This window comes from Desulfoluna sp. CYM3A (genome assembly GCF_056829965.1).
This window is the reverse complement of sequence record NZ_CP186556.1, coordinates 5,356,768-5,368,938: the sequence shown is the minus strand read 5'-3', so window position 1 is coordinate 5,368,938 and position 12,171 is coordinate 5,356,768. Positions and strand designations below refer to the sequence as shown.

The following is a 12,171-nucleotide window of genomic DNA, read 5'->3' as shown; positions in this document are numbered from 1 at the left end:
CATGTACCGCCGCCTGTCAGCGAGTGCGACATGTCGACCTTGGGTTCCAAGGGCTCAGACCTTGGTCGCCGGAGGCGTGTCTGCTTCCACCAGCCGCATGGAGCGCCAGGGGCCGTTGATGTAGCGGGCCACGGTGGCCAGGCAGAGCCCGGCGATGTAGACGGTGGGGCAGCACCAGGCAAAGGTGAGGCCAAGGCCCAGGGCGAGGACGCCGGTGCCTGCGGGAAGGATCATGAGGGTGAAGGCGCAGATGAGGGTGGCCCACATGATGTAGCGGGTGTCCCCGGCCCCGGACAGGGCGCCGGAGGCCACAAAGCCCACGGTGTCGAAGAAGAGGTAGACCACCACGAACCGGAGGCAGACGACCCCTGCCTCCCGCACCGGGGCAAAGGCCTCGGGGCTTCCCCCGGCCGGGGCAAAGAGGTTGATGAGGGGCTCGGGGGCAAAGAGAAAGAGGGCGCACAAGGGCAGCACATAGACCAGGGCCAGGTGCAGGGAGGCAAAGGTAACGGACTCGGCTTTTTTGAGCTCCCCGCCCCCAAGGTGGTTGCCCACCAGCACGCTGGTGCCGCTTGAAAAGGCGTAGAGGGGCATGAAGGCCAGGGAGTTGATGGACAAGGCGATGTTGGTGGCGGCAAGGGCCGTTTCCCCCAGGCGGCCCACCAGGAAGACAAAGAAGGTAAAGGCAAAGATATCCAGAAAGAGGTGAAGCCCGCCCGGAAGCCCGTAGTGGAGGACTTTTTTCATGAGGGACGGCACGGGCACCCAGCGGGTGAACCCCAGCCCCTGGCCCCCTTCCCGGGCCAGGACAAGCCCCGCAAAGAGAAAGAAGATGAGGGCCGAGGCGCTCACCGTGGCAAGGCCCGCCCCGAAGATGCCAAGCTCCGGAAAGGGACCGATGCCGTTGATCAGGGCATAGTCCAGGGGAATGTTCATCACCATGCCGATGATGTTCACCACCATAACGGGGCGGGTGCGCCCCATGCCGGAGAAGTAGCCGGAGAGGGCCGAGCTTGCCAGGCTGAAAAAAGCCCCCAGGCAGAGGGTGCGGAAGTAGATGCGCTCATAGGCGGCGATGGTCTCCCCGTGGCCCGCCAGGTCGAAAAGGGGCCGGGCGCAAAAGGAGTAGCCGAGCATCACAACGGCTGCCAGGAGGCTGAGCCAGAGTCCCTGCCAGAGGCAGCTTCCGATGCGTCCCTCCATTCCGGCCCCCCGGTACTGGGAGATAAAGACGCTCACGTAGCCCACGGTGCCCAGAAAAAGGGAGAGGGGGAGAAAATAGGCGATGCCTGCCGGGGTGGCGGCGGCCACTTCGGCCACGGAGTGGTTTCCCACAAAGATCCGGTCGGTGAACTCCATCACCGTGGTGGAGGCCATGCCCGCCACCAGGGGCAGGCTGACGTCAAGGACGCGGCGGTAGTCGTCTCGATGGGCGGAAGGCCCGGTAAATTTCAATGCCATAACGTTTTGTCACGCTCTTAAAAAAAAACAGCCTCCGGCGGCAAGGTGTGCCGCCTTGAAAGCAGGTTGCAGGTGCGCTTTGCCCCTCGCTTGTGGCGCCGTAGCCCATTGACGTTAATCGAATGGTGACCCATAGCCATGGGCGTAGGCGGATTCTTCGGGGAAAAGCACATCTGCCTTTCAAATAAACGTCGACCTTGATCATCCGTTTGGGCCATGGCGTATTGACATCATCCCCCGAACACCCTTGCACCCTGGAGTGCCGCGCTCCGTGTCGGTCGATCTTTCTCGGTTTTTTTGAAGATCGCAACCCAAACGATCAAAGACCTGTTTATCAAACGTTTTAAATGTTTGGCCCCCGGCAGGGCCGCCGGAGGCGTTTTGTTTGCGTTTTTTACCGGAGAATCCCCGACTCCACCCGGTTCACGTTGTCGGTGCCGGTGAGGATCATGGCCTGGAGGAGCTGGGTCCGGAGGGTGTCGATGTAGGTTTCCACCCCTTGCTGGAGCCCGCCCACGGCGGCGATGGAGAAGGGGCGGCCGATCATCACCCCGTGGGCGCCCAGGGCCAGCATCTTCAGGATGTCGCTTCCACTTCGGATGCCGCCGTCCACCAAAACGGTCATCTCCGAGCCCACGGCCTCGGCGATTTCCGGGAAACCATCTTGCCGGGCGGAGTCCAGCACCCGGCCGCCGTGGTTGGAGACCACGATGGCTTCGGCCCCGGCCTCTTTGGCGCAGAGGGCGTCATGGACGGTCATCACCCCTTTGAGGATGAACTTCATGGAGGTGGCCTTCATCACCTGCTCGAGGTCGGCCACGGTCATGGGGGTGACCGGGCGGCCCATCTTGGCCAGGGTGACCAGGCCGGCCGCGTCGATGTCCACGCCGAACACGGTGGCGCCGGTTGCTTCGGCTTTCTCCAGCTTGTCGAAGAACTCTTTTTCTTCCCAGGGCTTGATAAAGGGGATGCCGTGGCCCCCGGCCTTTTCGATGGCGGCGTTGCCCGAGGCGTGGATGATCTCCGGCACCCCGTCGCCGGTGCAGCCGATGAGCCCCTTGGCCTTGCACCCTTCCACGATGGCGTCGATGTAGGCCCCTTCGGTGACGTCGCCTCCGCCCATGTTAAAGGAGACCCCGCCGATGGGCGCGGCCAGAAGGGGCATGGACAGGGAGAGTCCCAAGAATTCGGTATGGGTAATGGGGGCCTTGACGCCGTGGACGAGTTTCATGTTGAACCGTACCGAGTCCAGGGCTTCGAGGTTGGCGTGGAAGGCCGAGCCCGTGCCCAGCCCGCCCATGCCCGGTACTTCTCCGGCACAGGCCTTGCCGTTGCACACCGGACAGACCCTGCAGTATCCCTTCATCTTTTCTCGTGCTGATTTTCTGATGGTTTCCATGGTCGACTCCCTTGTTTCGCGTTGAGGTGTTCCTGGCGTATCGGAAAAGAGGGGGGCTCACCACCGCAGCGGCGGCCGTAATTCTCCATTGGCCCACCTTATTATGGGGGAAGGCCCATTGGTCCGACAATGCCCTCCGACGGGTTCCGGGGCCACCGGAAGCCGTGGCAGGGTGTCTCTTTCCTACACCGTTTCGTTTGGAATGACAATGGGATGGCTGAGGTGTCCGGGAGGGGGCGCGCGCCTTCGCCCCCTCCCAGGTCTCAGTGTGCTGCTGCTCCGGATCTTAAATCGACGGGTCGGGGCGTATACCAGGTGGGGGCCCCTTGAAAACAGAGGGAGGCTGCGTAACGGTCACCGGGGACGGCGGGGAAGGGGCAGCGCTCAGTGCGGTTGTCACAGGAGGGACTGGATCCGTGGTTGATGATGGAGAGCGGGGCCATGGCGTCGACGGGCCCGCACCCAGGCCCGGGGCCACCCAGGGCAAGGCGCAACGCAGCCGAGGTGGAGCGGGTAGGTGGGGGGGCGGCAGTGGGCCGGCACAGGGTCGGGATCATGGGCTCTCCGGGATGTCCGTTCGTCTATCGATTGTCGGTCTGTGGGGGGGCGATGGAACGGTTGTGTCCATTCGGATCGATAGTATCAACTGTGAACATTGTTATATCATGCGAAAAAAAAATGCAAGCCCGATTCACCCTTCCGCCAGGGTCAACGCATTTAGAGTTTTGCTTCCGGCGGCCCTGCCGGGGGCAAAACGTTTGAAAAGTTAGACAAACAGGTTTTGTTTATTGAGGCTTCGTCCCTACAGGGCATAGCCCCTCTTCTTTATTAATTACCGGAACGTTTTTGCGGCGCTTTTTTCAAAAAGCGACCCGCCGGAGTTAACTTGATTTTTAAATACGTTGGCCCTTCCCCTCCCGCGATAACTGAGGGAGGGGAATGGCTTGCCGGGTCAGTTGTTGTGGGTTTTGACTTGCTCTTTGAGCCAGTCCGCCCAGGCGTCCAGGCCTTCGCCGGTGCGGCAGGAGATGTCAAACAGGGTGCAGTTCGGGTTGACCTTGCGTACCCCTTCTTCAAAGCGCGTGCGGTCGAAGTCGAAGAGCTCGCAGGTGTCGATTTTGTTGATGAGGACCACATCGCACACCGAGAACATCAGGGGGTACTTCAGGGGCTTGTCGTCCCCTTCAGGCACCGACAGGACCATGACGTTGACGGCAGAGCCCGTGTCGAATTCGGCCGGGCAGACGAGGTTGCCCACGTTTTCCAGGATGATGAGGTCGAAGTTTTCCGAGCCGATGGCCGAGAGGCCGTCTGTAACCATGGTGGCGTCCAGGTGGCAGAAGCCGCCGGTGCGCATCTGAACGGCGGTGACGCCGGTTTCAGCCACCTTTTCCGCATCCACCATGGAGTCGATGTCCGCCTCCAGCACGCCGATGGAGAGTGCTTCGCCCAGGCGGCGGACGGTCTGGATCACCGTGCTGGTCTTTCCCGCCCCGGGGGAGGCCATGAGGTTCACCAGAAAGGTTTTTTCCTGTTTCAGGCGGGCCCTGAGCTCTTTGGCCACCTTGTCGTTGTCGTCCAGAACGTTTTCTTTGACTTCGATGAGCCTGACGTTGTCGCCCATGGTTTTTTCCTTTGTGTCTTTTTTTCTGGCGTCCTTACTGGGCCACCATGTTTTTGACATAATACTCTTTGCCCGAGAGGATTTCGCCTCCCTTGTTGCCGCAGTGGGGGCAGACGCCGAAGGTGTCGTGGGCGGGCTCCGTGGAAAACTCCCGGGCGCATCCGCTGCAGCGCATCACCACGTCCCCCCACTCGATCTCCAGTTTGGCCCCTTCGGCCAGGGTGCCCTTGGTGAGAAAGTCGAAGTAGTGCTGCATCCATTTTTCTTCCAGGTCGCTGAGTTTTCCCACCTTGAGCTCGATGGCCGCCACCTTGGTGACCCGGTTCAGGGCTGCGTGTTTCATCACCACCCTCAGGATGCTGTTCATCACCGGCAGTTCATGCATGGTCTTTTCCTTACATTGTTCGGCCCAAAAAAAACTCCGACGGCCCTGCCGGGGGGCAGACGGTTTGTCGCCTTTGCCAAAGCCCTCACCTTGAGGCACGAGGGGGAGGGCTTTGGCTGTTCGAGGCGCTTTTATCCGGCTAATCTGAGCGTGGAAGCCGGTGTTGCCGGGTTACACCCAGGCCACCTCCGGGGTGTTGCGGGGGGGCATGCGGTGGTAGGCGAATTTCGGGTGGCCCACCATCATGGCGCCGTAGTTGCCGGTGGTCTCACCTAAGTTCAGGGCCTTCTGCAGCGGGGGCCAGAAGATGGCCGCGGCGTTGAAGAACCCGTTCCAGCAGCCCCCCAGCCCCAGGGAGGGGAGCATGAGCTCTAAGTAGCTCATGGCGATGGTGCAGGCGGCCTGGCCTGTGGGGTTGCGCTTGTCGGCGTTGACGAGGATGAGGTGGGGGGCGTTTCGGTTGATGGTGTCCATGCCGAAGTCCCAGCCGGCCACCACAAGGTCCAGGTGGAGCTTTTTGGCGGTGTCGGGCTGCTCTTTGATCATCCACTTCATCCAGTCGATGACGTGGCCGCAGAGCTCCTTGACCTTGTCGGTGTCGTAGATCACCTGCCAGCGTACGGGCTGGAAGTTGTGGCCGGACGGGGCGTGGCTCGCCACGCGGATGGCGTCTTCGATGAGGGCCTTGTCCACCGGGGTCTTTTTGTAGTTTCGGATGGAGCGGCGGCTCCTCAGGAACTGCTCGGCCTGGGCCGGGGAGGCGCTTAAGTCCTTTTCCACGGCAAGGCAGCCCTCAGGGGACAAGGTGGCAAGGGAGAGGGCCCCTTTGGGGCAGACCGCCACGCAGTGGCCGCAGTTGATGCACATCTTCTCCGCCCCTTTGGCCGGGGTGGGGGTGCCCTCCTTCATCTGGATGATCATCATGGGGCACTCTGCCGCGCAGATGCCGTCTCCGTTACACAACGCCTGGTCCACCGTAAACAATGCCATTGGTCTTCTCTCTCCTTTGTGTTCGTGGGGCCCTATCCCCACCCAAATTATTTTGTATGCTGTGTAAGAGAAATCATATCCCCTTGCGATGATCAACCTTTTTCATTTTCTTGTCAAAAGGGGATGATGGCTGTTGGGGGCGGGGTCGGGCGGGTGTTTACGGGACGGGATAATGCTTTGTAGGCGAATGAATTTGGCCGGGGTACCGCCCCGTGGCCGGAAGGGGAGGCCCTTCCGGCCCATGGGGGACTACTTCATGGCGATCATCTTCTCCACGGCGGAGAGGGCCGGGACGCGGATCTCCTCCGGGACCTTCACCTCCCCTGAGAGGGTCTCAAGGCAGGTGACGATGTCGTTTAAGCGGATGCGTTTCATGTCGGCGCAGGTCATCTCCAGGGAGGCCGGGATAAAGGTCTTTTCCGGATTCTGCTGGGACAGGGGGTAGAGGATGCCCACCTCGGTGCCCACGATGAAGGTGGTGGCAGGGGACTGTCCGGCATAGGTGAGCATGCCCGAGGTGGAGGTCACCACGTCGGCCACTTCGAGAACCTCCGGGGGGCACTCGGGGTGGGCCATGAAGACGGCGTCGGGGTGCTTGGCCTTGACGGCCAGGGCGGTCTTGGCCGTTAAGGTGTTGTGGAAGGGGCAGTACCCTTCCCAGAGGTGGACGGTCTTGTCGGTCTGGGAGGCTGCGTACTGGGCCAGGTTGCGGTCCGGGGTCATGAGGACCTCTTTCTCCTTTAAGCTTGCCACCACCTTGACCACGTTGGCGCTGGTGCAGCAGACGTCGGAGATGGCCTTCACCGCCGCCGAGGAGTTGACGTAGGTAACCACGGGCACGCCGGGGAGTTCGGCCTTGCGGGCAGCCAGGGCTTCGGGGGTGACCATGTCGGCCATGGGGCATCCCGCCTCTTTCACGGGCAGGAGCACGGTTTTCTCCGGGGTTGAGGCAGTACTCTGCCATGAAGTGAACCCCGCAGAAGACGATGACCTCGGCGTCGGTGGCGGCCGCCTTGATGCTGAGTTCCAGGGAGTCGCCGCAGAGATCCGCCACATCCTGGACCTCCGGCAGCACGTAGTTGTGGGCCAGGAGGATGGCATTTTTCTCTTTGAGCAGGGCTCGGATGGTTTGTTTGGTTGCTTCCATTGCTTGGGGTACTCCTTGCTGTGGGTCCTTGGGCGGCCGGGGCCGTGACACGTGAGGCTGAATTACTCCAGGGGCGAAACCACGGCCCCTTCGGGGATCTCAAAGGTGAACCGGGACAGTTCCGGCAGGGTTCGCACAAGGTGGCTGAAGGTGAGGGTGGTCTCTTCCCCGGTTTTTGTGGTGGAGACCACCCGGGTGATATCGTAGGTACCGGCATGGATGAAGAGCACCACCCGGCCCAGGGGGTCGCTCTCCTGCTTGGGGGTCAGTTCCAGGCGGAAGCTCTCCTGTTCCCGGGTGGGGGGGGCAGGGGTGAAGCGCTCGGTGACGGTTTCCACATCGGCCAGGAAACGGGCGCCGCCGTTCTGGCCGAAGAAGGCCTCGGCCGAACCGGTCCACACCTGGGCATCGTCGAGGCTGTGGACCCAGAGGGTCTTGCCGTCGGTGACGTAGTGGAGGCGGTCCGGGGTTTCGTACTCCCAGCGCACGCGGTTGGGTTTGCGGAACCACACCTGTCCTTCGGCGGTCTCCACGATGCCGATGGCCTTCAAGGGCGATTCCTGGAAAAATCGGGCGGAAAAGCCCTCGGCGCCCAGGCGGCTGGCCACGCGTTGAATAAGGGTTGCGGCATCAGGGGCCGGGGCCGTTTTTGTCTCCGAAAAGGCGGAGACGGGGATGAGCAGGAGACACAAAAGGAAAAGAGTCCGTTTCACAAACACCCTCCATAATAGGGTTGGGGTAAGGGGGATTTATCGGTGCCAAGGCCATCCCTTACCCAATTTTTCCAACCATAGCAAGGCCTTTTGCTCTGTTACAAATCTCTGATTTGAACTCCGGTAAGGGGTATGGTATCACGTAGGGAAACGATGTCCGCGTCACTCATGCCCTGCCGCAGGAGAGACTGCCCGGGCATGCCGGGCACGCATCCCCATCGCCCACCCCACACAACCATGGAATCACCGCTTCATGACAGGATTTTTCAACGTTTCAGATTTGGATGATGTGATCGCCCGCGTCGGGAGTTTTCCCGTGACAGGCGCCGAAGAGGTCCCCCTTGAGGCGGCCCTGGGCCGCACCCTTGCCGGGGAGATCGCATCGGATGTGGACATCCCCGGTTTTGACCAGGCCTCATGTCCGGACGGATACGCCGTCGGGGCCGATACCTTCGGCGCCTCCGACGGCTCTCCGGCCTGGCTTCGCCTGACCGGCACCGTGGCCATGGGCGAAGAGCCCGATTTCGTCCTGGGCCAGGGGGAGGCGGCAGCCATCTCCACGGGAGGCATGCTCCCCGACGGGGCCGATGCCGTGGTGATGGTGGAACACACCGATCGCGTGGACGAGGCCACCATCGAGGTCTACCGGAGCGTGGCCCCCGGCCATCACGTGATTACCCGGGGGGAAGACTTTGAAAAGGGGCGCGGGATTCTGGCTCCCGGCACCCTGGTGGGACCGGCGGAAGCCGGCCTGCTGGCCGCTGCGGGCTGCACCACGGTGGCCGTGCGGAAAAAGCCCCGGGTGGGCATCGTCTCCACCGGAGACGAGGTGATTCCCGTGGGGCAAACCCCTGTTCGGGGGCAGATCCGGGACATCAACACCCACACCCTTTCGGCCATGGTCACCGAGGCCGGGGGCGATCCCCTCTCCTTCGGCATCGCCGGTGACGGCGAGGGGGAGCTGGAGCCCCTCCTTGAAAAGGCCCTGGCCTCCTGCGACATGGTCCTCATCTCCGGGGGCAGCTCCGTGGGCATGCGGGACCGCACCCTAGCGGCCATGGAAAAGGCGACGGAGAGCCAGGTGCTGGTGCACGGCATTGCCATCAGCCCGGGAAAGCCCACGATCCTGGCCCGTATCGGCGACAAGCCGGTGTGGGGCCTGCCCGGCCACGTGGCTTCGGCCATGGTGGTCTTTGAGGTGGTGGTGCGCCCCTTTTTGCTGGCCGCGGCCGGTGCGTCTTTCAAGGCACGGCCTGTGGTGCCGGCTCGCCTGACCCGCAACATCGCCTCGGCCCAGGGACGCACCGATTTTGTCCGCACCCGCCTTGTCGCCGAGGGCGACGGCTACCGTGCCGAACCCCTGCCCGGCAAATCCGGCTTGATCCACACCATGGTCCATGCCCACGGGCTCATCCGCATCAACCGCGACACCGAGGGGCTCTACCGGGATGCCATCGTCTCGGTTCGCCTGCTGCCATAGGCCCGGGGCGGTACGCATGCCGACCTGTTATTTGACGATCACTTAGGAACAAAGGGCATATCCCCATGGACAGAAACGTCTACCTTGACATGATCTCCCTTGACGAGGCGCAGCAACGGATTGCGCACCACTTTGGCTCTCGGCGCATGCCGACGGTCACGATCCCCTCGGCCCGGGCCGCAGGCCGCGTTCTGGCCGAGCCGGTGTTTGCAAGGGCCTCTTCCCCGGGGTACCACGCCGCGGCCATGGACGGCATCGCCGTGCTGGCCGAGGCCACCTACGGCGCCTCGGAAGGCCGTCCCCGCACCCTGGTGGTGGGGGAGAGCGCCTTTCCCGTCAACACCGGGCATCGCCTGCCCGAAGGGTGCGATGCCGTGATCATGATCGAGGCCGTCAACCCTGTCTCCGACACCGAGATGGAGATCGAGGCCCCGGCCTACCCCTTTCAATACGTCCGAAAGATGGGAGAGGACATTGTTGCCACCGAGCTTCTTTTCCCCACGGGCCACCTGGTCACCCCGTACTGCGTGGGGGCCTTGATCACCGCAGGCATCTTTACGGTGGCCGTTCACGAACGACCCCAGGTCCTCATCATCCCCACGGGCTCAGAGCTTGTGACCCTTGACCGGGAAGGCATGGCCACCCCGGAGCCGGGGCGCATCTTTGAGTCCAACTCCCACATGCTGGCCGCCATGGTGGAGAAAGACGGGGGCGAGGCCCTGGCCCACCCCATCATCGAAGACGACCCCGACGCCATCTCCGCCTGCGTGGTCAAGGCGGCCGAGGACGGGGTCGACGCCATCGTGATCATCGGGGGCTCGTCGGCGGGCTCTGCCGATTATGCCCGAACCGTGGTGACCGGCCTGGGGCGCCTTCTGTTTCACGGGGTCACCATCATGCCGGGCAAGCCCGTTTTGGCAGGGGAGGTCAAGGGGGTGCCGGTGTTCGGCATGCCGGGGTATCCGGTGTCGGCCATTGTTGCCTTTGAACAGTGCCTTTCGCCCCTGCTGGCCTCCCTGGCAGGGCGCTCCTTTGAGGCCAAGCCCACCCTGTCGGCCTCACCCTCCCGCAAGGTGGCCTCCAAGCTGGGGGTGGAGGAGTTTCTCCGGGTGAAGCTCGGCCGGGTGGGGGAGCGGGTCATCGCCACCCCCATCGCCGGGGGCGCAGGGACCCTGACCAGCATCACCGAGGCCGACGGCATCATTCGGATTCCGGCCCATGTGGAGGGGCTTGCCGCAGGCACCGACGTGGCCTGCGAGCTGCTGCGGCCCGCCTCGGCCGTGGGGCGCACCCTGGTGGTGGTGGGAAGCCACGACAACACCCTGGACCTTCTGGCCGACGAGATCCGGCGGGACGCAGGGGACGTGCGCATCTCCTCCAGCCATGTGGGGAGCATGGGGGGGCTCATGGCCCTGAAGCGCCGCACCTGCCACCTGGCGGGTATTCACCTTCTGGATCCCTCCGACGGCAGCTACAACCGCTCCTATGTGGAGACCTACCTGCCGGATCGCCGCCTTACCCTGGTGAACCTGGTCACCCGCGAGCAGGGGCTCATGGTGGCCAAGGGAAATCCCAAGGGGATCCGCGGCATGGAGGACCTCACCGCTGACGGTGTCCGGTTTGTCAACCGGCAAGGGGGCTCAGGCACCCGTATCCTCCTGGATTATCGCCTTAAAACATTGGGAATTGATGATAAATTGATTGACGGCTATACTCGGGATGAGTATACACACATGTCTGTGGCCGTGGCCGTTCTCTCCGGAACCGCCGATGCCGGCCTCGGCATCTATGCCGCCGCCCGGGCCCTGGATCTTGACTTTATTCCCGTGGTGACGGAACAGTACGACCTGCTCATCGACAACGACTACCTTGACACCCCCATGGTGACGGCCCTTCTGGCCACCATCCGTTCCCAACGATTCAAAACGCGCGTCCTGGCCCTGGGGGGCTACAGCACGGACACCACCGGCGAGGTGGTGGCGACATTTTAGGGCCGACGGCCCATGGAAGGGGAGTCTCCCGGGGTCTGTTTCCCATCGGTGTGGGGGAGACGAAGGGGACTCCATACGTGTTAATCGCACCCCCTGTCTGATCATACGGGCAGGGGGCCAGATCAAAAGGCATGGCTTTGGGACTTTTTCATTCGCTTTTTTTAGGGTTTATTCAAGGGCTCACCGAGTTTCTTCCGGTGAGCAGCTCCGGTCACCTCGTTTTGTTTCAGCGCTTTTTCGGCCTTGAGGAGCCGGAACTCTTCTTCGATATCTGCCTGCACTTAGGCACCCTGGGGGCGGTGTGCTTCTTTTTTCGCCGGGATATCGCGGCCCTCGGCCAGGCGATACTGGCTGCCGTGGCCTGCCGGGGAAAGCTGGGGAGCCTGTCGCCTGAAGAGCGCTCTGAGCTTGCCATGGTAGGCCTGATTCTGGCCGGGAGCGTTCCCACGGCGGTGCTGGGGGTGATCATCAAGGAGCACTCCCACGTCATTTTCTCCTCCCTGCTGGTTGTGGGGGGGATGCTCTGCATCACCGCCCTGCTCCTGTCAGCCACGGCCCTGATTCCCATGGAGGGGGACCGGAAGATCACCCTGCCCAAAGCCCTTCTCATCGGCCTGATCCAGGGCATGGCCGTGCTGCCGGGCCTTTCGCGCTCCGGCTCCACCATTGCCCTGGCCCTTTTCATGGGAGGAAGCCGGGAGCGGGCCGCCCGCTTCTCCTTTCTCCTGTCCATTCCGGCCATCGTCGGAGCCAGCCTTCTGGCGATCCTGGACATTTCGTCCACGGTTCTGCCACCCTGGTGGGTGATCCTTTCCGGCACGGCCATGGCCGCTGTTACAGGCTATCTGGCCCTTCGCTTTCTTGTCTACATCGTGGGGAGGGGAAAGCTTCACGTGTTTGCCCCCTACTGTCTTGTTGTGGGGGTTGCCGCCCTGGTGGTGGGATGGTGATCCGGCAGGCCCCTTTCACCTGATTTTTTTT

General features: G+C 62.7%; 11 protein-coding genes and 1 pseudogene. 3 read left to right on the top strand and 9 right to left on the bottom strand.

Features of this window, described 5'->3' with window-relative positions:
* Positions 1-54 precede the first annotated feature (54 nt).
* From ACOYW1_RS27160 to ACOYW1_RS27120, 9 genes and pseudogenes are all read right to left on the bottom strand, one after another.
* Positions 55-1,461: an MATE family efflux transporter gene (locus ACOYW1_RS27160; protein ID WP_482420449.1), complete on the bottom strand. Its 1,407-nt coding sequence runs from the start codon at positions 1,459-1,461 to the stop codon at positions 55-57.
* Positions 1,462-1,855: 394 nt separating this feature from the next.
* Complete coding sequence (locus tag ACOYW1_RS27155) at positions 1,856-2,860, bottom strand: alpha-hydroxy-acid oxidizing protein (RefSeq protein ID WP_482420448.1); 1,005 nt, start codon at positions 2,858-2,860, stop codon at positions 1,856-1,858.
* A gap of 263 nt (positions 2,861-3,123) precedes the next feature.
* On the bottom strand, positions 3,124-3,417 hold the full coding sequence (locus ACOYW1_RS27150; protein ID WP_482420447.1) for a hypothetical protein: 294 nt from the start codon (positions 3,415-3,417) through the stop codon (positions 3,124-3,126).
* 395 nt (positions 3,418-3,812) lie between these two features.
* Positions 3,813-4,484, bottom strand: coding sequence for a hydrogenase nickel incorporation protein HypB (gene hypB / locus ACOYW1_RS27145; protein ID WP_482420446.1), 672 nt, complete (start codon positions 4,482-4,484; stop codon positions 3,813-3,815).
* A gap of 34 nt (positions 4,485-4,518) precedes the next feature.
* Positions 4,519-4,869: a hydrogenase maturation nickel metallochaperone HypA gene (gene hypA / locus ACOYW1_RS27140; RefSeq protein WP_180138094.1), complete on the bottom strand. Its 351-nt coding sequence runs from the start codon at positions 4,867-4,869 to the stop codon at positions 4,519-4,521.
* A 171-nt stretch (positions 4,870-5,040) separates the two neighbouring features.
* Positions 5,041-5,859: a nitroreductase family protein gene (locus ACOYW1_RS27135; protein ID WP_180138091.1), complete on the bottom strand. Its 819-nt coding sequence runs from the start codon at positions 5,857-5,859 to the stop codon at positions 5,041-5,043.
* A 249-nt stretch (positions 5,860-6,108) separates the two neighbouring features.
* Positions 6,109-6,789, bottom strand: coding sequence for a quinolinate synthase NadA (locus ACOYW1_RS27130; protein WP_482420445.1), 681 nt, complete (start codon positions 6,787-6,789; stop codon positions 6,109-6,111).
* An 82-nt stretch (positions 6,790-6,871) separates the two neighbouring features.
* Positions 6,872-7,006, bottom strand: a pseudogene (nadA, locus tag ACOYW1_RS27125) (quinolinate synthase NadA); the annotation flags it as partial.
* 62 nt (positions 7,007-7,068) lie between these two features.
* Positions 7,069-7,719 (bottom strand): LolA family protein, encoded by a 651-nt coding sequence (locus ACOYW1_RS27120; RefSeq protein ID WP_482420444.1) that lies wholly within the window; start codon positions 7,717-7,719, stop codon positions 7,069-7,071.
* A gap of 316 nt (positions 7,720-8,035) precedes the next feature.
* Here ACOYW1_RS27120 and ACOYW1_RS27115 point away from each other — a divergent pair, with 316 nt between their 5' ends.
* The 3 genes from ACOYW1_RS27115 to ACOYW1_RS27105 all read left to right on the top strand — a co-directional run bounded on the left by ACOYW1_RS27115 (position 8,036) and on the right by ACOYW1_RS27105 (position 12,140).
* On the top strand, positions 8,036-9,199 hold the full coding sequence (locus tag ACOYW1_RS27115; RefSeq protein ID WP_482420443.1) for a molybdopterin molybdotransferase MoeA: 1,164 nt from the start codon (positions 8,036-8,038) through the stop codon (positions 9,197-9,199).
* A gap of 65 nt (positions 9,200-9,264) precedes the next feature.
* The gene (locus ACOYW1_RS27110) at positions 9,265-11,190 is read left to right on the top strand and encodes a molybdopterin biosynthesis protein (protein ID WP_482420442.1); all 1,926 of its coding nucleotides are present in this window, start codon (positions 9,265-9,267) and stop codon (positions 11,188-11,190) included.
* Positions 11,191-11,321: 131 nt separating this feature from the next.
* Positions 11,322-12,140 carry an undecaprenyl-diphosphate phosphatase gene (locus ACOYW1_RS27105; RefSeq protein WP_482420441.1) on the top strand — a complete coding sequence of 273 codons (819 nt, stop codon included), beginning with the start codon at positions 11,322-11,324 and terminating at the stop codon, positions 12,138-12,140.
* Positions 12,141-12,171: the final 31 nt, after the last annotated feature.